Source organism: Luteibacter sp. P1_D3, from assembly GCF_056406135.1.
In genome coordinates, this window is record NZ_JBFUAT010000007.1 from 45,218 (window position 1) to 63,321 (window position 18,104).

The window sequence follows — 18,104 nt, forward strand, 5'->3', positions numbered from 1 at the left end:
TCATTCCTCGATCTGGATTTCGTGGTCGCGGCAGCACGCATCGATGGCGTCACGCACGCGGCGGCTCTGGTTGGGATAGTCCGGGTCGGCCTGGTCAAGGGCTGCGAATGCGGACTGGAAGGCAGCGCGGGCCTCGCTGGTGGAGCAGTCGCGCGGCACGCCGAGGACGTCGCTCCAGTGCTGGCGCGCGGCCGAGCCCGTAAAGGTCTGACGAAGCCCGGTGATGGCGGCCCGTTGCTGCTGGGTGGTGGCAGCGAGCGTGATAGTCATAGGCACGGCCTGTTTCACCGCAGGCTTCGGCGACTGCTCGGCGGCCAGACCCACGAGCCACCAGGCAGTGCTGCCACCGCGCCTGTCATCGCGCAGGAGCCGACCGTCACGCTGTAACGCCTGGAGCCGCCGCCGCGTCTGCGGAATCGACAGGTCGGCCTCATCCGCGATCTCGCCGATCAGTGGCCCGTAGATCACGGCAGTACGGTCGCCACCCCGCAAGGGCTCCTCAGCAGCACGGCGCGCGATGGCCCGCAGGCACGCCCTGGTCACGGCCTTCTCGAACTCGGTCGTGTCGATCGTGGTGGTCATGCGGCCACCGCCTTCGCTGCAGAGGCGGCGCGCGCCCGCAGCGCTGCGTCGATCCGTCCGCGGGCGATGTCGACATAGCCGAGCGGGTTGCCGTTCTCGTCCAGATCCTTCTCGATACCGATGAAGTTGAGGTCGAGCTCGGGCAGTTCGGCGCAGGCCACGCCCGTGGTACCGCTGCCCATGGTGTTGTCGAGCACGGTGTCGCCCCTGTTGGTATACGTCGCGATCAGGAACTTCATGAAGTCCACGGGCTTCTGGGTCGGGTGGTAGCTTCCCCGCTGCTTGTCGCTGGAGAAGAATTGGACAGATCGCGGGTAACGCTCGGTGGAGTCGTACTCGGTCAGGTTCAGGGCCTTGCCGTAGCACTCGGAATTGACGGTCTTCCGGCTGGTCGTCTTCCGCGCGTGGCCCGAGGTCATCTGCGGGTGGTACGTCGGCTGGCGCCGGTAGAAGACCTGGGCGGTCTCATGCGCGCGAAGCGGTTGCTTCTTTGCGTTGAGGAACCCGGTGGCGTTGCCTTTCTCCCAGACCCACTCGTACCGGTAAGCGGGAAGGTTGCTGGTTACCAGCAGGCTGGCGAAGGGCTGCGCGGCACAAAGCACGATCGCAGCATTACGCTTGGCGATGCGCTTGTAGTGAGCCCACAGCGGGGCGAAGGGGATGACAATGTCCCAAGCGCAGCGCGTGGAACCGTAGGGCAGGTCGGCAAGGATCAGGTCGACGCTGCCGTCAGGGATTGACGCCATGACGTCTAGGCAGTCGCCGGTGTGGAGGGCGTACTTCATGCGGCCGCCCGCTGATCGCCGGGGTAGCAATCCATGAGCGCGCCGATCACTTCGGCCGCGACTTCCGGGACGATGGCATTGCCGTAGGCGCGCAGGCGTCCCACTCGGGCGGGAACCCCATGAGCCAGCAGACGAATGCCGGGTTTAACGCGCCTGGCTTTTCCGTCGTGTCCGAGCATTTGGGAGGCGTGATCCCAGAAGCTGCCATCTGTGCCTGCATGCGAAGGTCTGTCAGAGATACCCCGCATGCGCCGTCGAGTGCTTCCTTCCTCGCTAGGAACGCCTCCGGAGATCCGCCCGGCGAATGAACCGTAGGCGTTGCCCACATTGCTAGAGCCAGCGTCATTGGCAGCGTCTTTCCCTTGGGATTCGCCGCCCAAGCCTCGTAGAACTCCGCGCTCGCGCTCTCGCTTCGCCAGTCCCTCGCTGCCGGCGTGGGCCACAATCCAGATACGGTCACGTCGGTGGGGGGCGTCGACGGCACAAGCCGGGACAACGGCCGCCCCGCAGGCGTAGTCGACGCCTTCCAGGTCAGCAAACACTCCGTCGAGCCAGTCCTTGCCAACCGCCGCCGCAACCTGCTCTCCCACGAAGTCATCGGGCTTGCGGGCACGGATGAGTCGAAAAAGGTGGGGCCACAGGTGCCGATCGTCAGCCTGCGCTTTGCCTTTGCCGGCGACGCTGAACGGCTGGCACGGCGCGGAGCCCGACCAGAGCTCACGGTCGTCGGGCCAGCCTGCGATGCGAGCGGCAAGAGCCCACCGTCCGATTCCGGCAAAGAAGTGGCACTGCTTGAATCCGACGAGGTCTTCGGGTCGAACATCCTTAATGCTCCTGGTGTCGACCACGCCTGGCGCGATGTGCCCAGCGTCGATCAGATTGCGCAGCCATTGCGCTGCGTAAAGGTCAATTTCGTTGTAGTAAGCGGTCACGCGACGTCCTGCGATGCGTTGGCGTTCTGCGGAAGATCGGGATAGATGCCCCACGGCGCGCGTAGTTCGCGCCACGGGTTGGTTTCAGAGATGGCGCTGCGATGCGCGTGTCGCCCTTTGACACCGTTGTCCCAGTACTCGCGGTGACGTGTTGCCTGGTTGTCGAACCAGCCGGTGAGCATGTCGGGCGTGCGCGGCATAGGTCAGGCCGCCTTAGTGATCGCGAACGGCGGAAGGTCTCCACCGTCGTGCTGGGCAAAGATCGTGAGCATCTGGCTAGCCCTCTCGAAGTCACCGCGACGGATGGCGCCGGCAACCTCTGACCAGGTCTTCGGCCTGTTGATCGGCACCTTCCGCTCGAGGCCCAAGCCTCGAAGGTCGTCGTCGGTCATGGCGCCGAGGATGTCCTCGCGATCTACTTCCACCTCAACGGTCACGTACATGGAAATTCCTTTGCCGGCCGGAGCCGACTCGTTGCTAAAAGGGAATCGTGTCGTCGTCAAAGCCATCGTCTGCCGATGCGGCGGACTGAGGCTGTGTGTCGTGGGTGCGCTGGGCAAAGTCACGTTGCGCACGGCCCTTGCCGGTGCCACCGTTGGAACGCTCACCGCCGCCGTAGCGCGACTCGCCGTAACGGTCTGACGGTCGATCGGAGGGCTGACCACCCAGCATCTGCATTTCGCTGCCGATGATGTCGGTCGAGTAGCGTTCGACGCCGTCGCGGTCGGTGTACTTGTCCGTCCGCAGCGAGCCTTCGATGTAGACCTGGCGACCTTTCTTCAGGTACTCGCCGGCGATCTCGGCCAGCTTCCCGAACAGCTTCACTCGATGCCACTCGGTACGCTCCTGCTTCTCGCCCGAGGCCTTGTCGGTCCAGGCTTCCGAGGTCGCGATGCGAAGCGACGTGATGGCCGTGCCGCTGCCCGTGTAGCGGGTTTCAGGATCGGCGCCGAGGTTGCCGACGATGATCACTTTGTTGACGCCGCGGCTCATCAGGCGGGCTCGCCCTGGGTCACGGTCTCGGCCTTCGCCGTCTCGACGTCGACGCCGTCGTGCAGCGCGCGCACCAGTTCGTCCTGGCTGGCGACATCGACGGTGTACTCGTCGAGCGCGACGTGGCGAAGGGCCTGCGGCTGCGAGGTCGCACGCACTAGACGCGGCTTCGAGTCAGCGCGGTTGACGATGTAGATGCGGGTCGGGGTCTTGCTCATTGTGCGAATTCCTTTGCCGGGTCGCCCCGGCGTGGCGTTAAGGCGTGACGAACGGTGGGCTTCAGCGGTGCGGCAGGACCGCGAGCGCGATGGGAAGAAGGAGGGCAGGGAGGACGAAGAGCAGCACGGCCGTCCTCTCGTCGCAGGGCGCGGACATCCACCAGGCAATGGCTCGCTGGATGCGTGCTTCCATCACGGCTTCGCCGTGCAAGGCACGTCTGTGACCATGACCACCGGTGCTCCCTGGGCGCCGTACGATCCGATCTGCCGCGTCTTATAGCCGCGGACGCAGTGGTCGCCGTTATCAGGCAGGGTGAGCGTCGAGGGCGGATGGCCGCCGGGCTTGAACGCTCCGCAGGCAGCCAGGCCGAATATGGCGAGGCCAACCATCAGCATGAGCACGACGCCCTGCGGGCTTTCGAAAAAGCGCTGCAGGTTCGGTGTGGATGACGCAGCGTTCTGCAGCTGCTCGGCAGCGCGCACCTCGCGGTCGCCCGCGGCTTTCACTGCAGCATAGAGGCCAGCACGCTGGCTGATGGTCAGGCGGCTCACGCGGCACCCCCGACGCGCTCAAGGGCTTTCTGGATGCGATCGTAAGCCTCGCGCTCCTTTTCGTTGCGAAAGCACATCTTGGGCGACACAGATTCGAGCAGGAGCTTGTTCGCTTCGAACAGTTCGGCCAGCCCGTTGCGTGCGCGGTACACCTGCGAGTTGAGCTTAAGGCTTGAGGTGTTCCCGTCGAGTGCGGAGAGCAGGCCCAGAACATCCAGTTTCGGCGCGTCGGTGTTCATGCGGCAGCCTGCTGCGCGTCATGCGCCATGCCCAGGTAATGCGACGCGGCACGCTCGCGGGCACTGTCGATTAGGGCGTTATGGGCAGAGGCGAGGGCCTTAAACGCATCCTTCGCATGGAAGGCGGCATCGGTCGGCGCCGAGATATCCGACTCGATGTCGGCGATCAGGTCGTTGACGACCTTGACCAGGGCGCCCGTCCTGTCGGCGAGCTGCTGGTGGTTCGAAATGAGTGCGTTGGTGCCCATCGTCCTCTCCCTTCGCCGGTTGGTGGCGTGGGAGAAGTAAACCATAGTTGTCTAGCCGTAGTCAACTACAGTTGTCGAAATATTCTCGGGCGAAGAAAAACCCGCTATGGCGGGCTTACGCCGGTCGCTGAGCCGTTAGACCCTTACGACGCTGCCTGATTGAGATCCGGCCGATTTAGGTGCCGCAACTTGCAGCCGCGATAGCCGACCGTAGTTGGTCGTTGAGCAGGGCGAGTCGCCGCCTTGCCTCCGTATTCTGACCGGGCGCCCAGGAATCAAACGAAACGTGGATTGCATATGCGCCGCTGCCGACCGGTTGGCGCGTCACCCTACCGCCAAAGAGGCCTGCGCCCGTCGGCACGTAGGTTTCGAGCAGGGAAGGGCTCGCAAGCCGGAGGCGCATGCCACTCAGTTCCTCGATGCTCGCTGTAGCTGTACTCCAAGCCGCTTCACACTGGGTCGGACAAGCGCATACCGGCACTTCTGCCATCGCAGGCGGCCCGCCGACCCGGAAGGGAGCGACCTGCAGCTTGGGCAGATCGATTACCATCTGCGGCGAGGCCAATGCGGCAATCGCCATGACGCCTACCAGTGCAAACATGGAAGCCCCCAAAAACCTGTCGCCCATGATACGAAAAAGGATGCCCTAAGGGCTCTGGCGCAGGTGTCAGGGGGAGGCTTTGGCGCTGGGTACGCATGGATCGTTGGACACCTCGACCACCTTCGTGTCGTACTGGCCGATCGTTCCGTTGCTCCGCGCCTTGAAGCCCCGGATGCAGGTGTCGCTCTGCTCGGGGAGCGTCATGGTCGAGATGCGTAGGTCTGGTCTGGCGCGGAACGGGCCGCAGGCGGACAGCAACACGCAAAGGGCCAACAAGGGGAGGCGCGGCATGAAAGATTCCGTTCAGTTGGTGGCTGTCGCGCGAGATATTGCGGCAACTGGCGGCCGCTGTATGTAGGCGAACGCCTACACGAAAAAGCCCGCCGAAGCGGGCTTTCGATCACTTTCCTCGCGCCGCATCCACCGCGTCAGCCGCAGTCGGGTGGCCGGACAGTCTGAGCAGAAGAGCAATCAGTGCCGCCGCGATCCCAAGGAGGGCAATCAGGCCACCGCCTGCCCACATGGACAGCTGCAATTTGGTTGGAAACGTGTCGAGCTTGGCCGACATTGCGGCGAGTGTGCTGTCGATGGAGCCCAGGCGGTCTTTCACGGCACGCACGTCCGTCCGGACTTCGTCGAGATCCCGACGAATGTACCGACACTCACTCTCAAGGGCAGCGACGCGTGCTTCCATACCTCCATCATGGGGCGGCTCGCCCGTGCCCGCAAGGTCGGTACCACCACCAGCTGGCCGCTGGGGAAACTGGTGAATGGTCATTCCCTCGATTTCTCCACGAGTTGCTTGATTCGGAGGTGAGTATGTTGCCGGACGTACCCGCACCGCTGGCAAGCCAGGGTGATTACGGCGATGCCGTTCATTCCCATGTCTCCAGACGGCTTGCCCCATGGCAGCACCTGGCATGTGCCTTCATCGAAAATCCCGTCCCACTCTGTACAGGCACAGATCGGGCACCCCCTTGCCCCGGGGAAATCGGCGAAGACCCTGTTGAGATCGTCCGTCGTATAGGTGAACGTCTCGTTGTCCTTGGGCGCTCCCATTAATCCTCCCAGCTGCCGATCCACCGCACGCGGCCGTGAATGGCGAATTGCTTCGTCTCGTCGACCGGCACCGGCTTGCGCCACTTCGGGTCGTCCCTGTTGTCGCTCTGGATATGCCAGTTCCCGCCGATCTCTATTAGCCGCTTGGCCATGAGCGCGCCTTCGTAGCTGATCACATAGATCTTGTCGTCACGGGGCTCGATATCTGAAGTGTCGAAGAGGATGGCGTCGCCGTTTTTGATGGTCGGCAGCATCGACTCGCCCTTGCCGTAGAGCACGGCCAGGCGGTCCGGACGCAGGCGCTTGCGGCGCAGGGACTCGGCCCGGAACTTCAGCTTGTGGGTCTCGGCGTACTCATCGATGACGGCACCTTCGCCCAGGGCTGCAGCCTGGCGCACGCCTATGATGTCCGCCCAGCCTTCCTCAGCGACGATGTCTTCGGGGTGCTTGGGCTGCTTGCCATCGACGAGCCACCTAACGGTCACGCCCAGGAACCGGGCAATCGGCTCCATGGTGGACATGGCCGGCTTCAGCGTGCCGCCATTCTCAATCTTGGAGACAGCCTGCTTCGAGACACCAGCCACGTCGGCCAGGTCTTCCTGCTTCGCCCCCTTGTCTTCGCGCGCTTCGCGCAACCGCTCAGCCAGAGTTCCCATGTCAACTATTGTTGACGAGAAAGAGTAACCTGTAGTTGACCTCATGTAGACAACTGTGGTTGACTAGCGCCATGAYCGAGACCAATCGACTCACCAAAGAGCAGGCGCTTGCCTTGTTCGACGGCAACCAGGCCGCGCTCGGCCGCTCCCTTGGCGTCACCCGTCAGGCCATCAACAAGCTTCCTCCGGGCGAAATGCCCGAATGGATGGATCTCAAGATTCGGTTCGTCATCAAGCCTGGCGCGTTCGGCGCGAGCACCCGCGAACGACACCGACCCACGGCCGCCTCGGCAGGGGCGACGGCCGAAGCAGCTGAAGTTGTTCTGACCCGGAAGGCCAGCTGACGTGGGCGCCGATGCGCTCGCGCTGCTGGCCTTCGCTTTGTGCGCGCTCTGGCCCACGAGGAAGCGGGCAGGGCGCTGACGCTCCACCGCTTCGACGTTCCCTGATTCCCTTGTCGTGATCTCCATGGTGACGACTCTACCTACCGGGCCTACGCGGCTCACCATTTGAGATTGACCCGCATGAATGTCCTCGATGCAGCCCAGGCAACGGTAAAGGCTTATCCCGGCGGCGCGGAATCGCTGGCGCCGCGGCTCGACATGTCTGGCGCGCTGCTGCGCGGCAAGGTCAACCCTAGCTACGACCGGAACCACCTGACGCTGGCCGAAGCCGACCTGCTGATGACCGTCACCGGTGACCACCGCATCCTGCACGCGCTGGCGCACACGCACGGCTACGTCCTCCAGCGTTGCGACGACCTCGAAGCCGAGCGCGCCGATGCGCAGAACCGCGTGGACGAGCTCGTGCTTCAGCTCATGCGTGCGACGGGCACCTTCGCCGGCACGATCGCCGAGGCCCGCGAGGACGGCGTGATCACGCACAACGAGGCGAAGGATGCATCCAACGCCGGCATGGATGTGCAGAAGACCGTGGTCGATCTCGTCGCCGCGATACAGAACCAGGTGAGGCTCAGCTGATGATGATCTTCACCCGCGCCGAGCTGCTGATCTGGATCCACACCATGAACGCCCTGCGGAGGTTCGGCCGATGAGTAGCCCGTCCCGTATGTGCTGGTGTGACGACATGGCATGCCGCTTCACAAGCCCGAGCATCCCATGCCCGTCACCGCGCCCGTCATGGGCTGACGCGAACGGCTACGACAAGGCAGCCATCGACCCGTCCGAGAAGTGGAATGGTCGGCTCTTCACCTGCTCGCCCTCGCTGAGTCCAGCTCGGTGAACCGCCTGTCGTCCCCTGGCTACCACTACGCGCGGGCCGTCATGCCTGCCGTGCTGGCGCATGGGCCGACAGCTGAGCAGCTCACGGCTGCCGAAATGTATCTCGCCTCGCTGGCGCCTTCGCCGCAGGCCTCGTTGTTCAACCAGCAGCACGCTAACTCGGGGGTAGCTACCCGGGGACAGCCGAGTCCGGTCGGTTGCGTGTCTGCACTTTCCCGGACGCCGGAGTAGGTATGGCAACAGAACACTGGTATCGCTGGCACCACGGCACCGTCACAGATCCGAAGTGGCGGACCATCGCGTCACGCGCATCAAAGGCACTGTCACGCAATGTCACGATTGGTCACGTCGTGTCCATTTGGGCGGCGATGATGGAGAACGCGTCACAGTCTCCTGTGCGTGGCGAGCTGTGCAACTGGTCGCACGAGGACATCGGTGCCGCCCTCGACATACCCGAGGATGAGGTCGAACAGATCTTCATCGCGATGCAGGGGAAGACCATCGAAGGTGAGCGTCTCACCTCGTGGAATCGTAGGCAGCCCAAGGCCGAGGACCGTACTGCGGCCGACCGAAAGCGTGCTCAGCGAGAGCGTGACAAGTCCCATGACGTCACGGCTCACAACATTGAGTCACGCAATGTCACGGGCGGTCACGACAGAGGAGAGGAGAGGAGAGTAGAAGAGAAGAAGCAAGAGCAGATGCCGCCAACTTCGTCGGCGCCCGCTGCACTTGCTCTTGTTTCCGATCAGGCTCCCGGCGAAAAGGCGCCGAGGCGCAACGGCACCCGCCTTCCTGCGGACTGGAAGCCTTCGAGCGAGTTGATCGCCGCGGCCCGCGCCGAACGCCCCGACATCGACCTTCGCGTGGAGACGGCCAAGTTCCGCGACCACTGGCACGCCAAGGCCGGAAGGGACGCAGCGAAGCTCGACTGGGACGCGACCTACCGGAACTGGATCCGCAACGCGCGCGGCCCGACCGGCTTCGGTGGCCGTTCTGAGCCTGCGCGCAATCGCCAGGAGCTTCGCCGATGAGGCCGCCCGAGACTGGCTGGATGGGTCTGCGCGTTCCACCATCGGCCGTGGACGCCGAGCAGAGCGTGCTGGGTGGCCTGATGATGGTTCCGGATCGTATCGACGCCGTGTCGGCGAAGCTGGTCGAGGACGACTTCTACCGCCGCGACCACCGGATGATCTACCGGTCCATGATCGAGCTGGCGCGCCGTGGCACGCCGTGCGACGCGATCACCCTTGGCGAGTGGTTCGTGCGCAACGGCATCGAGATGATCGAGCCCGCCTACCTGCTCGACCTGGTGAACAACACCCCGAGCGCGGCGAACATCGAGGCGTATGCCGCCATCGTCCGTGAGAAGTCCGTCCGCCGCCGTGTGATCGACGTTGCGACCCAGATGGTGGAGAACGCCTTCGGTGCCGAGCAAGACGCCACGGCGTTGGTGGATGGTGGCATTGCTCAGCTGATGGGCATGCAGCACATCGAGAAGAGCACCGAGTACACGCTCCGTCAGGCCCTAACGATCGCGTATGACGCCGCCGACGCCGCCAAGGCTCGTGGCGGCAAGATCCCCGGTATCCCCACCGGCCTGACGGAGCTCGACGACGTGCTCGGCGGACTGCACAAGTCGGACCTGATCATCATCGGTGCGCGTCCGTCGATGGGTAAGACGGCGCTGCTGCTCAACATGGCGCTCGGTGATGACGGCGACGCGGGGCTCATTTCCACCGAGCAGCCGGTGGTCCAGATCGGCTCGCGCATCCTCGCCATCCAGGGCAACGTCAACGCCTCACGGCTGCGCAACGGCTCGCACGACGACGAAGACCTGGCGCGGCTGTTCAACGCTACCGCCGCGCTGCTGGACCCCGAGAACCCTCGTGAGCTCATGGTCTGCGACCAGGCCGGCATGACTATCGGCGAGCTGCAGCGCATCGCCCGCCGCTGGAAGCAGAAGCACGGTATCAAGCGCCTTCTCGTCGATTACGTTCAGCGCGTCAAAGGGAACGACCCGCGCGCCTCCCGCATCGACCAGGTGGGCGAGGTTGCCATCGGTCTGAAGGACATCGCCCGCGAGCTGGACATCCCCGTCGTGGCGCTTGCCCAGGTGAACCGCGACGTCGAAAAGCGCGCGGACAAGCGCCCGAACATGGGCGACCTGGCCAACTCGAGCGAGATCGAGAAGGAAGCCGACCAAATCCTGATGCTCTACCGGGACGAGGTCTACAACAAGGACACGCCGGACAAGGGCATCGCCGAGATCAGCGTCGAGAAGAACCGTCACGGTCCGACGGGCTTCGTTCGTGCGGTCTGGCAGGCCGAGACCATGCGCTTCCGCGACCTCTCGCACCACGGCGCCTATGACTACTGACCTGCTGACGCGGATCACCGCTGATCGCCAGCGCATCGAGCAGGAGCGCGAGGCCAACCGTGCGCGCCACCCTTATGCGATGGAGTTGTTCGATGGGCTCCGCGAAGCAGGCCTGGCGCCGAAGCTGAGGCACTCCGTGAACGCCGCCGGCGAAGAGCTCGGCGCACCGGTGAAGCTTCCAGGAATCGGCGTAGCCGGCGACAAGCTGGCGCACCTTCCGGCCTACGAGGCCTCCTGGCGAAAGTTCTACGGCAAGAAAGCCGAGACCAACGCCACCTACCGCTAGCGCATGCAGCGCGCCATCAAGCCCGGAATGGAGCCACGCCATGACTGACACACCCGAAAAGTCCAAGCTGCCATTGAGGATCAGGGCTCGCCTAGCGCTGGAATGGTCACGCCACTATGTGGAGACCTCTCGGTTCGCCACGAAGTCCTCGAAGAAACACATCACTGACCTGTGCGATCTCGTGCAGGAGTTGGCCGAACCGCCGGCGCCGCCGGCGATTACGCACGGCTTCAGTGCTGGCGCGCCACCCAAGAGGATGCCGACGCATCCCAAGGCACTGCCCGTACCCGCACCCGGACTCCGCTGGGGCACTGCGCCAACGATCATTCGGCTGAGCGAAAGCGACTGCTCACCAATCGTTTTCGTCACTGAGGACCGGCGTGCGTTCACTGAGGCATGCGTGGTCGAGGCCGTGCGCCGCATGGAATCCGGCCAGTGAAACGAGCGCCTCTGCTGCGCAAGACCCCGATCAAGTCCGCCCGTGGCTTCGCCGCCACAGCCGTCGTCAAGGCTGCTGCGAAGCGCGTGACGGTCGAGCTAGACGAGTCGGGGAAGGTCATCGCCGTGTATGGCCGTAAGGGTCTGACGGTCCGCCGGCAGCCTGTGGCAACCAAGGCCCAGAAGAAGCGCTGGGCCGATGCCAAGGCGCGCGGCTGTGTCGCTTGCCACCTCAACGGCGTCGATCATGGGCTGGCGCGTGCGAGCTATGGCAACGACCTTGAGATGCACCACCTTCTGTCCGGCGGCCGTCGCATCGGCCATGACGCGACCGTGTGTCTATGCCACTTCCACCATCAATCAAAACGCCTGCCATACCCCGAAGCAGGCTATCAGTGGCACGCCATATGCTTCGGGCCCAGCCTTGAGCGCGAGTCGCGCCGCTTCCACGAGTTCTACGGCACGGACGAGCAGCTGCTCGCCTACCAGGAAACCATGCTCGCGCAGCTGGCGCCCCAGTTCGGACCGGAGGCGTCATGGTGAAGCCGCTGGTCATCGAGGTCGACGACTTCAAGCTGCTGGCCGGCCCGAACTCGCGCGGACACTACCTGGTGAAGGCGCGTCGCACGAAGCGAGAACGCCAGACAGCACACTGGCTGCTGCTCGACGCCAAACGCCCACCGCTTCCTGTGGTCGTGCACATGGTCCGCGTGGCGCCACGCCGCATCGACGAGGACGACAACCTGCCGGGGATGTTCAAGGCCATGCGTGACGGCGTGGCCGACGCCTACGGCATCGCGGACAACGACAAGACGAAGATCCGCTTCACGTATGACCAGGAGCGCGGCAAGCCTCACCAGTACAGCGTCCGCATCGAAGTGTCGCCGGCATGAACCTTGGCGGCCTGCTCGCGGAACGCGCCCAGTACAAGCTGGACGCAGTCTCGCGCCTGACCGCCGATATCGCCGACCCATCGTTAAGCCTTGACGACATCGCAAACCGCTGTGACCAGGCGGCCCGCGACCTGATAGCGGCAGCGTCTCTCGTACGGCGAATCGCCAAGCAACAGAAAAAGAGCGGTGCCGCTGGCGCCGTGCACGACACGCATCAGAAATAGGGGAACACCATGCACACCGGGAAACGTCTCGCCATGCTCAACGCCAAGAACTGCAGGTTCGACATCGGGTCGGGTGGCATCCCTGACATCGTCGCCACGGACGTCGCCGCTGCCCTGGGCATGGTCGCCGCCGGCATCGGCCGCGAGGTGCTGTGTCGCGTCTGGTGGCCCGATGGCGCCAAGCTGTCCAAGGATCAACTCAACGACATGGTCGACGCCCTGATGCGCGACGAGTGGGCGAAACGCGAGGCGTCAATGCTTGACGGTCTTCTGGCGATCGCGTCCCGTGGCAGCCGAGGGCAGGGTGCCTACGCGACGGCGCACGCGAACCGGTGGCCGCGCCTGGTCATCACCGAGCGCGGTCTCACGACGCTGGCCGAAGGCTACGGAAAGGTTCGGACCGCCGTCCTGAACGAGCTGGCCAGCGCAGGGCTCTGTCAGTACTGCTCCGGGCGCGGCATGACCGCGAACACCATGGGCGTCTACAAGGCCTGCACCGAGTGCACGGGAGCCGGCCACCTGCGCCTGAGCGACCGTGGCCGCGCCGAGCTCGCCGGTTTCTCGTGGAAGACCTACCGGGAGGGCTGGGCGTCGGTCTACGACTGGACGTTCCAGCGTTGCACCGATGACCTCCACCAAGCCGAGCGCCAGTTCCAGCACGCCCTCACGTAGGATGGCAGCCATGAAAGACCTTAAATCGATGACGCCCGGTTATTACTGGTGCACCCACGAACTGGCCATGTGGATCCCTGATGGACAGGAGTTCCCGCGCGAGTGGAACGTGGTCTACGTTGCCGACGGCTGCGTTGCTCACGCTGGCGCGGACCAGCAGACGCCAGCCGATGAGTTGCCGGAATATGTATCGTTCTATGGACCGCTTGTAGGTGCTCGCCATGCTTGGCAACCCATCGCGACAGCGCCCAAGGATGGAACTCGAGTTCTTGTCCATGAGATGGGCGAGCGTATCCCCTGTGTCGCATTCTTCAACGGCGCCGGGTGGATGGCAGACGAGACGCATTATTTCGGCGACTATGGGCTGCATGACGACATATCGATGCTCGACACTCATAGCGTGACGCACTGGGTGCCATTGCCGGATCTACCCGTTGAACTGGGTGGGTGATGCCCACCCAAAAAATCGCTATCCTCGCGCCTAGTGATAGTCACCTTCGAAACCCGGCCCCGTGCCGGGTTTCTTCGTTTTGCGTCCGCCGCTGGGCGGTAGACGGCCTTCCAAGCCGACGAAGATGGGTTCGATTCCCTCAGGACGCTCCACTTGTGCCCGCCTCCCCTTGGGCGCATCGGCCAGTGCGTTGCTCCCCTCAGCGCGCTGGCCAACCTATTGAGATACCCCATGGACGCCATGACTCTGAGCGCGGCGGCTGGGATCAGCGTGCCGCGCGCCGAACTATGGGCGCTGCCCATCACCGCGGGCATGAGCCGGTTCAACGTGAACACGACTCTTCGTCAGGCCTGCTACATCGCGCAGACGGGACATGAGTCCCTCGGTTTCGCCGTCGTTCGCGAGATATGGAACCCCAAGCAGGTTCCGGCACAGGCCAGGTATGAGGGCCGCGCGGACCTCGGCAACACCCAGCCTGGCGATGGCATGCGCTTCATGGGCCGTGGGCTGATTCAGATCACAGGGCGCGACAACTACACAAAGGCGGCGAAAGCTCTTGGCGTCGACTTCGTGCGCAACCCCCAGTTGCTCGAGCGCGACGACCATGCGGCGATGGCGTCCGCGTGGTGGTGGTACGAGCACGGCTGCAACGAGCTGGCGGACAGCGGCGACTACCTGGCGCTGTCGATCCGGATCAATGGGAAGAACAAGAGCACCGGCCTGCCCAATGGATGGGAGGACCGCCTCGCTCGATTCGAGCGGGCAAAGAAAGCGCTTGGTGTTCAGTGACCGATAACGACCCGGAGCTCGAACCCGTGTATCTCCTCGCCGAAGTGACCGAAGCCCGAGCTGCCGAAGTGGCGATGCAGCACATCACCGCATACGCGCCATTCGTTTCGGCTTCGGAAGAGATCGACGAGCGGAGCATCTCGGCGTTCGAGCGCCTCGCCGCGACCAGGGCGGTCGGCAAGACGGAAATGACGGAGCTTCTGGGCCGTGACATCCGTCGATTCGTTCGCTCGTTGCGCTCAAAAACGGTCATCTACCCGCAGATGGGCTCGGTTCGTCTGGCGGTCCTCGCACACGTCGCGATGGTCATTGGTCAGCGCGCGCTGATGGAGTGCCGACCTCTTTGGGATGCGATCTCCGGCAGTCGTTGGGATGACGCCTCTGACGCGCTCCTGCTGACTCGCTGGCCCGAGAAGGCAAAGGTCGAGGAAGAGCGCCGTCGCGTGCTTGAGCTTGCCCGGATGATGCGCACCGGATCCCAGCCAATTGCCTGGACTCATTGACCATGACCACGCCTCGCGATGCCCGGGTCCTAAAGGGTGGAATCGCCATCCTCGTGTGGCTGCTCATGGGCCTGATCGGTATGGCGCTCCTGCAGCTCAAGGTTCCGCCCGAGAACAAAGACCTTTTGAACCTGATCGTCGGTGCCCTGATCGCCAATGCCGGCGCTGTCGTCGGTGACCTATTCGGGAACAGCCGAGGCTCGGCTAAGGCGGAAACGCAGTGAACCCCTGGATCAAGATCCTGTGCCTGGTGATTGCCGGCGCGATCGGCTTCGGTGGTGGGTACTACGTCGCGCACCTGATCGGAGCACGCGACCTGTCCACGGCCACCTCGGCTTGGGACAAGGAGCGCACAAAGCTTGCCAGCGCGACAGCCGACGCCGTGACCGCCCAGCGCACTGCCGAACAAGGCCAGGCCAACGCAATCAGCGAGGCCGCCAAGTCCTACGCCAAGGGGAAGACCGATGCCGAACAGAACGCCAAGCAGGCTATTGCTGACCTCGATGCTGGCACTCGCCGGCTGCGCGCACAGTGGGCCACCTGTAAAGCCACCACCGGCGTCGTGTCATCTGCCGCCAGTGGACCAGTCGCTGATGGAGAGGACCGACTACGTGAAGGCGGTATCCGACGTGTTCTTTCAGCCGTTGGACAGTGCCAAGCCCAGCGTGATTCCCTCCAGCAAGCGCTGATGGGTGAGCGTCAGGTGCTTCCTTCCCTCTGATGCCCAGGCTTAAGACGCTAGGAAACAGGGTGGCCATGGCGCCGAGCAGGCAGCCAGCCACCCATCGGGCGGCCGACAGGCGCATGACTGGCCGAGCACTACAGGAGCGTCGGCTACGCATCTGGGCGCGTGACCCGCACTGTGCCGACTGCGGTCGTCTCGTGGCGATGCATGAGTTCGAGCTCGATCACAAGGTGGCCCTGATCAACGGCGGTGCCGATGTGGACGCCAACTGCCAGGTGCTGTGCATCGGGCCCGACGGGTGCCACCACCGGAAGACGCAGGTTGACCTCGGTCGGGCAACGTGAACGAGAACGAGTCTCATCCGATACGGACCAGACCGATCGGTCGGCAGGGCGACAGGCCGCGAGGTCGATCGGACCAAAACCGACCGACCGATAGGTAGGGGCGGGTCGAAAGTCTGGGCCGATCTGGCCCGGAAACCGACTGTCCTCTCACGCACAGAAAATATCCCCTGTTTGATTAATCGCAGCAGGGTCCGGAAATCAAACAACCGGCGTCCCGCAAGGCTTTGACGCCTGCCGGTCGCACCGAGGTGATGCATGCCGCGCGGAGGTCCCCGCCCAGGCGCTGGCCGACCGAAGGGCAGCGGCACGAAGGGCAAGAAAGCGTCCGCCCCGAAGGCGGAAACAAAGAAGACGAAGGCAAAGCCCCGGAAGGTGAGGGTTCTTCCGCCTGGCCCGCCGCCGAACGCTGAAGTGTTCGAGGGCGAGGTGCTGCCGGCGAACATGAACCCGCTGGAGTACATGCTCCACGTGATGAACAACCGGAAGGCCGAACCGGAACGTCGCGACAGGATGGCCGTCGCGGCTGCGCCTTACGTTCATGGGAAGAAGGGCGAGCAGGGCAAGAAGGCCGCGAAGGATGATGCCGCTGCCGCCGTCGGCGGCGCTGGGCGGTTCTCTTCTGCACCGCCTCCGCGCCGAAACAACGTGAACTGATCGGATGGAATGGACCACAGCGTGTCCCGACTGGGCAGACCGCCTTGTCGCGGGCAGGTCGATCATTCCCGCGCCCATCTTTCCGGAGGAGGCCGACCGCGCCCTGGGCATCTTCAAGCAGCTCCGGGTCGTGGACTTGCCTGGAAAGCCAACGTTCGGGGAGTGCAGCGACCAGTTCGTTTTCGACTTCGTCGCCGCGATCTTCGGCGCCTATGACGCCGAAACTGGCAAGCAGCTGATCCGAGAGTTCTTCCTGCTGATCAGCAAGAAGAACACGAAGTCGACGGTCGCCGCGGGGATCATGTTGACGGCCGTGATCCTCTGCTGGCGAGAGGATGAGGAACACCTAATCCTGGCGCCGACGAAGGAGGTCGCGGACAACAGCTTCAAGCCGGCGGCTGGCATGGTCCGCGCGGACGAGGAGCTAAGCGACCTGTTCCACGTTCAGGACCACATCCGAACCATCACGCGCCGCGACTCGAAGGCATCGCTGAAGGTTGTGGCTGCCGACACCGAGACGGTCTCGGGAAAGAAGTCGGGAAAGATCCTGGTCGATGAGCATTGGCTGTTCGGCAAGAAGGCGAACGCACAAGCGATGTTCATGGAGGCCACAGGTGGCCAGGTGTCTCGTGATGAGGGTTGGGTGATCTTCCTCACCACTCAGAGCGACGACCCGCCGGCTGGTGTGTTCAAAGAAAAGCTTCAGTACTACAGGGACGTGCGAGACGGACTGATCGTCGACCGGAAGTCGTTGGGCATCCTCTACGAGTTTCCGCCGGCGATGGTGAAGGCCAAGGCCTATCTCGATCCGAAGAATTTCTACATCACCAACCCGAATCTGGGCCGGTCGGTCAGCGAGGAATGGCTAGGCGACCAGCTGACGAAGAACCTGCCGAAGACGGATGGATCGCTTCAGCAGTTCCTTGCCAAGCACCTGAACGTCGAGATCGGGCTGAACCTTCGCTCCGACCGGTGGACGGGGGCGGACTACTGGGAGCAGCAGGGGCGCCGCGAGGTGACCCTCGAATATCTTCTTGAATGGTCCGAGGTGATCGACTTCGGCATCGATGGTGGTGGCCTGGACGATCTCCTAGGTGGCAGCGCTATCGGGCGGCACCGAGACACGAAAGAGTGGCTGATATGGACCCACGCGTGGGCCCACCCTTCGGTCCTTGAGCGGCGTATGGAGATCGCGCCTGCACTGCGCGACTTCGCGCGAGATGGTCATCTCACGCTGGTGGAGCGAATCGGCGACGACGTCGACGAGCTGGCCGGCTATGTGGCGCGAATTCACGGCGCGGGCCTGCTCGACATGGCGGGCGTGGATCCCGCGGGACTCGGCGGCATTCTCGATGCCCTCGAAGCTTCCGGCGTACCAAAGGACAAGATCGTCGGTATCAGCCAGGGCTGGAAGCTCGGGGGTGCCATCAAGACCCTGGAGCGGAAACTGGCAGAAGGATCAGCCTGGCACGGACTCCAACCGATGATGAACTGGTGTGTGGGTAACGCTCGAATCGTCGTCACCAGCAACGCCATCAACATCACGAAGCAGGCCAGCGGCACCGCGAAGATCGATCCGCTGATGGCGGTCTTCAACGCGGCGTCGCTGATGAGCCTGAACCCGGCGGCAAGTGCACCTTCGGTGTACGAAACGCGCGGCATCCGCTTTCTCTGAGGACAGG

The 18,104-nt window shown here is 63.9% G+C and carries 32 protein-coding genes; 18 read left to right on the forward strand and 14 right to left on the reverse strand.

The genetic code is table 11. The features are described from left to right. The 14 genes from AC1DYM_RS06750 to AC1DYM_RS06815 form a co-directional block, all read right to left on the reverse strand. Positions 1-582: a FaeA/PapI family transcriptional regulator gene (locus tag AC1DYM_RS06750; RefSeq protein WP_477337199.1), complete on the reverse strand. Its 582-nt coding sequence runs from the start codon at positions 580-582 to the stop codon at positions 1-3. Then, on the reverse strand, positions 579-1,367 hold the full coding sequence (locus tag AC1DYM_RS06755; RefSeq protein WP_477337201.1) for a DNA-methyltransferase: 789 nt from the start codon (positions 1,365-1,367) through the stop codon (positions 579-581). Before AC1DYM_RS06755 ends, AC1DYM_RS06750 begins: the two co-directional genes overlap by 4 nt. After that, positions 1,364-2,299, reverse strand: a complete 936-nt coding sequence (locus tag AC1DYM_RS06760) for a DNA cytosine methyltransferase (RefSeq protein ID WP_477337203.1) — start codon at positions 2,297-2,299, stop codon at positions 1,364-1,366. The genes AC1DYM_RS06755 and AC1DYM_RS06760 overlap by 4 nt, the downstream gene beginning before the upstream one ends. Next, positions 2,296-2,499, reverse strand: a complete 204-nt coding sequence (locus AC1DYM_RS06765) for a hypothetical protein (RefSeq protein WP_477337205.1) — start codon at positions 2,497-2,499, stop codon at positions 2,296-2,298. The genes AC1DYM_RS06760 and AC1DYM_RS06765 overlap by 4 nt, the downstream gene beginning before the upstream one ends. A gap of 3 nt (positions 2,500-2,502) precedes the next feature. Beyond that, positions 2,503-2,742, reverse strand: a complete 240-nt coding sequence (locus AC1DYM_RS06770) for a hypothetical protein (protein ID WP_477337207.1) — start codon at positions 2,740-2,742, stop codon at positions 2,503-2,505. Between the two features lie 34 nt (positions 2,743-2,776). Beyond that, positions 2,777-3,292 carry a single-stranded DNA-binding protein gene (gene ssb, locus AC1DYM_RS06775; protein ID WP_477337209.1) on the reverse strand — a complete coding sequence of 172 codons (516 nt, stop codon included), beginning with the start codon at positions 3,290-3,292 and terminating at the stop codon, positions 2,777-2,779. After that, a complete protein-coding gene (locus tag AC1DYM_RS06780) occupies positions 3,292-3,510 on the reverse strand; it encodes a hypothetical protein (protein WP_477337211.1) in 219 nt (72 codons plus the stop codon). The genes ssb and AC1DYM_RS06780 overlap by 1 nt, the downstream gene beginning before the upstream one ends. A gap of 61 nt (positions 3,511-3,571) precedes the next feature. Further along, positions 3,572-3,703, reverse strand: coding sequence for a hypothetical protein (locus AC1DYM_RS06785; RefSeq protein ID WP_477337213.1), 132 nt, complete (start codon positions 3,701-3,703; stop codon positions 3,572-3,574). Continuing rightward, complete coding sequence (locus AC1DYM_RS06790; protein WP_477337215.1) at positions 3,703-4,062, reverse strand: hypothetical protein; 360 nt, start codon at positions 4,060-4,062, stop codon at positions 3,703-3,705. The genes AC1DYM_RS06785 and AC1DYM_RS06790 overlap by 1 nt, the downstream gene beginning before the upstream one ends. After that, the gene (locus tag AC1DYM_RS06795; protein WP_477337217.1) at positions 4,059-4,301 is read right to left on the reverse strand and encodes a hypothetical protein; all 243 of its coding nucleotides are present in this window, start codon (positions 4,299-4,301) and stop codon (positions 4,059-4,061) included. The genes AC1DYM_RS06790 and AC1DYM_RS06795 overlap by 4 nt, the downstream gene beginning before the upstream one ends. After that, positions 4,298-4,549 (reverse strand): hypothetical protein, encoded by a 252-nt coding sequence (locus AC1DYM_RS06800; RefSeq protein ID WP_477337219.1) that lies wholly within the window; start codon positions 4,547-4,549, stop codon positions 4,298-4,300. Before AC1DYM_RS06800 ends, AC1DYM_RS06795 begins: the two co-directional genes overlap by 4 nt. A 667-nt stretch (positions 4,550-5,216) precedes the next feature. Beyond that, on the reverse strand, positions 5,217-5,441 hold the full coding sequence (locus tag AC1DYM_RS06805; protein ID WP_477337221.1) for a hypothetical protein: 225 nt from the start codon (positions 5,439-5,441) through the stop codon (positions 5,217-5,219). Positions 5,442-5,550: 109 nt separating this feature from the next. After that, positions 5,551-5,844: a hypothetical protein gene (locus AC1DYM_RS06810; protein WP_477337223.1), complete on the reverse strand. Its 294-nt coding sequence runs from the start codon at positions 5,842-5,844 to the stop codon at positions 5,551-5,553. A gap of 364 nt (positions 5,845-6,208) precedes the next feature. Then, a complete protein-coding gene (locus AC1DYM_RS06815; RefSeq protein WP_477337225.1) occupies positions 6,209-6,844 on the reverse strand; it encodes an XRE family transcriptional regulator in 636 nt (211 codons plus the stop codon). A gap of 134 nt (positions 6,845-6,978) precedes the next feature. Between AC1DYM_RS06815 and AC1DYM_RS06820 the strand changes: the two genes are divergently transcribed. From AC1DYM_RS06820 to AC1DYM_RS06905, 18 genes are all read left to right on the forward strand, one after another. Continuing rightward, positions 6,979-7,209 (forward strand): hypothetical protein, encoded by a 231-nt coding sequence (locus AC1DYM_RS06820; protein ID WP_477337227.1) that lies wholly within the window; start codon positions 6,979-6,981, stop codon positions 7,207-7,209. A 180-nt stretch (positions 7,210-7,389) separates the two neighbouring features. Continuing rightward, complete coding sequence (locus AC1DYM_RS06825) at positions 7,390-7,845, forward strand: phage regulatory CII family protein (RefSeq protein ID WP_477337228.1); 456 nt, start codon at positions 7,390-7,392, stop codon at positions 7,843-7,845. 458 nt (positions 7,846-8,303) lie between these two features. Continuing rightward, a complete protein-coding gene (locus AC1DYM_RS06830; protein WP_477337229.1) occupies positions 8,304-9,137 on the forward strand; it encodes a hypothetical protein in 834 nt (277 codons plus the stop codon). Next, on the forward strand, positions 9,134-10,483 hold the full coding sequence (locus tag AC1DYM_RS06835) for a replicative DNA helicase (protein ID WP_477337230.1): 1,350 nt from the start codon (positions 9,134-9,136) through the stop codon (positions 10,481-10,483). Before AC1DYM_RS06830 ends, AC1DYM_RS06835 begins: the two co-directional genes overlap by 4 nt. Further along, positions 10,473-10,769, forward strand: a complete 297-nt coding sequence (locus AC1DYM_RS06840; protein ID WP_477337231.1) for a hypothetical protein — start codon at positions 10,473-10,475, stop codon at positions 10,767-10,769. The genes AC1DYM_RS06835 and AC1DYM_RS06840 overlap by 11 nt, the downstream gene beginning before the upstream one ends. Before the next feature lie 40 nt (positions 10,770-10,809). After that, entirely contained in the window at positions 10,810-11,208 is a 399-nt protein-coding gene (locus AC1DYM_RS06845; protein ID WP_477337232.1) for a hypothetical protein, read from the forward strand. Continuing rightward, on the forward strand, positions 11,205-11,750 hold the full coding sequence (locus AC1DYM_RS06850) for a Ref family recombination enhancement nuclease (RefSeq protein WP_477337233.1): 546 nt from the start codon (positions 11,205-11,207) through the stop codon (positions 11,748-11,750). The genes AC1DYM_RS06845 and AC1DYM_RS06850 overlap by 4 nt, the downstream gene beginning before the upstream one ends. Then, positions 11,744-12,100 (forward strand): hypothetical protein, encoded by a 357-nt coding sequence (locus AC1DYM_RS06855; RefSeq protein ID WP_477337234.1) that lies wholly within the window; start codon positions 11,744-11,746, stop codon positions 12,098-12,100. Before AC1DYM_RS06850 ends, AC1DYM_RS06855 begins: the two co-directional genes overlap by 7 nt. Continuing rightward, positions 12,097-12,324 carry a hypothetical protein gene (locus AC1DYM_RS06860; RefSeq protein WP_477337235.1) on the forward strand — a complete coding sequence of 76 codons (228 nt, stop codon included), beginning with the start codon at positions 12,097-12,099 and terminating at the stop codon, positions 12,322-12,324. The genes AC1DYM_RS06855 and AC1DYM_RS06860 overlap by 4 nt, the downstream gene beginning before the upstream one ends. Before the next feature lie 9 nt (positions 12,325-12,333). After that, the gene (locus AC1DYM_RS06865) at positions 12,334-12,996 is read left to right on the forward strand and encodes a hypothetical protein (RefSeq protein WP_477337236.1); all 663 of its coding nucleotides are present in this window, start codon (positions 12,334-12,336) and stop codon (positions 12,994-12,996) included. Positions 12,997-13,006: 10 nt separating this feature from the next. Then, positions 13,007-13,447 (forward strand): DUF551 domain-containing protein, encoded by a 441-nt coding sequence (locus AC1DYM_RS06870; RefSeq protein ID WP_477337237.1) that lies wholly within the window; start codon positions 13,007-13,009, stop codon positions 13,445-13,447. 231 nt (positions 13,448-13,678) lie between these two features. Then, positions 13,679-14,236, forward strand: coding sequence for a glycoside hydrolase family 19 protein (locus AC1DYM_RS06875; protein ID WP_477337238.1), 558 nt, complete (start codon positions 13,679-13,681; stop codon positions 14,234-14,236). After that, positions 14,233-14,739, forward strand: a complete 507-nt coding sequence (locus AC1DYM_RS06880) for a hypothetical protein (RefSeq protein ID WP_477337239.1) — start codon at positions 14,233-14,235, stop codon at positions 14,737-14,739. Before AC1DYM_RS06875 ends, AC1DYM_RS06880 begins: the two co-directional genes overlap by 4 nt. Before the next feature lie 2 nt (positions 14,740-14,741). Beyond that, on the forward strand, positions 14,742-14,963 hold the full coding sequence (locus tag AC1DYM_RS06885; RefSeq protein WP_477337240.1) for a hypothetical protein: 222 nt from the start codon (positions 14,742-14,744) through the stop codon (positions 14,961-14,963). Continuing rightward, positions 14,960-15,460: a hypothetical protein gene (locus tag AC1DYM_RS06890; RefSeq protein WP_477337241.1), complete on the forward strand. Its 501-nt coding sequence runs from the start codon at positions 14,960-14,962 to the stop codon at positions 15,458-15,460. The genes AC1DYM_RS06885 and AC1DYM_RS06890 overlap by 4 nt, the downstream gene beginning before the upstream one ends. A gap of 83 nt (positions 15,461-15,543) precedes the next feature. Continuing rightward, positions 15,544-15,768 (forward strand): HNH endonuclease, encoded by a 225-nt coding sequence (locus AC1DYM_RS06895; protein WP_477337242.1) that lies wholly within the window; start codon positions 15,544-15,546, stop codon positions 15,766-15,768. A gap of 372 nt (positions 15,769-16,140) precedes the next feature. Further along, entirely contained in the window at positions 16,141-16,422 is a 282-nt protein-coding gene (locus AC1DYM_RS06900; RefSeq protein ID WP_477337243.1) for a hypothetical protein, read from the forward strand. Between the two features lie 4 nt (positions 16,423-16,426). After that, complete coding sequence (locus tag AC1DYM_RS06905) at positions 16,427-18,097, forward strand: terminase large subunit (protein ID WP_477337244.1); 1,671 nt, start codon at positions 16,427-16,429, stop codon at positions 18,095-18,097. Positions 18,098-18,104 lie beyond the last annotated feature (7 nt).

Bases quoted from the DNA above. Each gene is read 5' to 3' on its own strand.
- AC1DYM_RS06755 (WP_477337201.1), bottom strand. From the start codon at position 1,367: ATGAAGTACGCCCTCCACACCGGCGACTGCCTAGACGTCATGGCGTCA.
- AC1DYM_RS06810 (WP_477337223.1), bottom strand. From the start codon at position 5,844: ATGGAAGCACGCGTCGCTGCCCTTGAGAGTGAGTGTCGGTACATTCGT.
- AC1DYM_RS06865 (WP_477337236.1), top strand. From the start codon at position 12,334: ATGCACACCGGGAAACGTCTCGCCATGCTCAACGCCAAGAACTGCAGG.
- AC1DYM_RS06780 (WP_477337211.1), bottom strand. From the start codon at position 3,510: ATGAGCAAGACCCCGACCCGCATCTACATCGTCAACCGCGCTGACTCG.
- AC1DYM_RS06770 (WP_477337207.1), bottom strand. From the start codon at position 2,742: ATGTACGTGACCGTTGAGGTGGAAGTAGATCGCGAGGACATCCTCGGC.
- AC1DYM_RS06870 (WP_477337237.1), top strand. From the start codon at position 13,007: ATGAAAGACCTTAAATCGATGACGCCCGGTTATTACTGGTGCACCCAC.
- AC1DYM_RS06855 (WP_477337234.1), top strand. From the start codon at position 11,744: ATGGTGAAGCCGCTGGTCATCGAGGTCGACGACTTCAAGCTGCTGGCC.
- AC1DYM_RS06765 (WP_477337205.1), bottom strand. From the start codon at position 2,499: ATGCCGCGCACGCCCGACATGCTCACCGGCTGGTTCGACAACCAGGCA.
- AC1DYM_RS06905 (WP_477337244.1), top strand. From the start codon at position 16,427: ATGGAATGGACCACAGCGTGTCCCGACTGGGCAGACCGCCTTGTCGCG.
- AC1DYM_RS06825 (WP_477337228.1), top strand. From the start codon at position 7,390: ATGAATGTCCTCGATGCAGCCCAGGCAACGGTAAAGGCTTATCCCGGC.
- AC1DYM_RS06750 (WP_477337199.1), bottom strand. From the start codon at position 582: ATGACCACCACGATCGACACGACCGAGTTCGAGAAGGCCGTGACCAGG.
- AC1DYM_RS06840 (WP_477337231.1), top strand. From the start codon at position 10,473: ATGACTACTGACCTGCTGACGCGGATCACCGCTGATCGCCAGCGCATC.
- ssb (WP_477337209.1), bottom strand. From the start codon at position 3,292: ATGAGCCGCGGCGTCAACAAAGTGATCATCGTCGGCAACCTCGGCGCC.
- AC1DYM_RS06885 (WP_477337240.1), top strand. From the start codon at position 14,742: ATGACCACGCCTCGCGATGCCCGGGTCCTAAAGGGTGGAATCGCCATC.
- AC1DYM_RS06875 (WP_477337238.1), top strand. From the start codon at position 13,679: ATGGACGCCATGACTCTGAGCGCGGCGGCTGGGATCAGCGTGCCGCGC.
- AC1DYM_RS06895 (WP_477337242.1), top strand. From the start codon at position 15,544: ATGACTGGCCGAGCACTACAGGAGCGTCGGCTACGCATCTGGGCGCGT.
- AC1DYM_RS06845 (WP_477337232.1), top strand. From the start codon at position 10,810: ATGACTGACACACCCGAAAAGTCCAAGCTGCCATTGAGGATCAGGGCT.
- AC1DYM_RS06860 (WP_477337235.1), top strand. From the start codon at position 12,097: ATGAACCTTGGCGGCCTGCTCGCGGAACGCGCCCAGTACAAGCTGGAC.
- AC1DYM_RS06800 (WP_477337219.1), bottom strand. From the start codon at position 4,549: ATGGGCACCAACGCACTCATTTCGAACCACCAGCAGCTCGCCGACAGG.
- AC1DYM_RS06795 (WP_477337217.1), bottom strand. From the start codon at position 4,301: ATGAACACCGACGCGCCGAAACTGGATGTTCTGGGCCTGCTCTCCGCA.
- AC1DYM_RS06835 (WP_477337230.1), top strand. From the start codon at position 9,134: ATGAGGCCGCCCGAGACTGGCTGGATGGGTCTGCGCGTTCCACCATCG.
- AC1DYM_RS06785 (WP_477337213.1), bottom strand. From the start codon at position 3,703: ATGGAAGCACGCATCCAGCGAGCCATTGCCTGGTGGATGTCCGCGCCC.
- AC1DYM_RS06805 (WP_477337221.1), bottom strand. From the start codon at position 5,441: ATGCCGCGCCTCCCCTTGTTGGCCCTTTGCGTGTTGCTGTCCGCCTGC.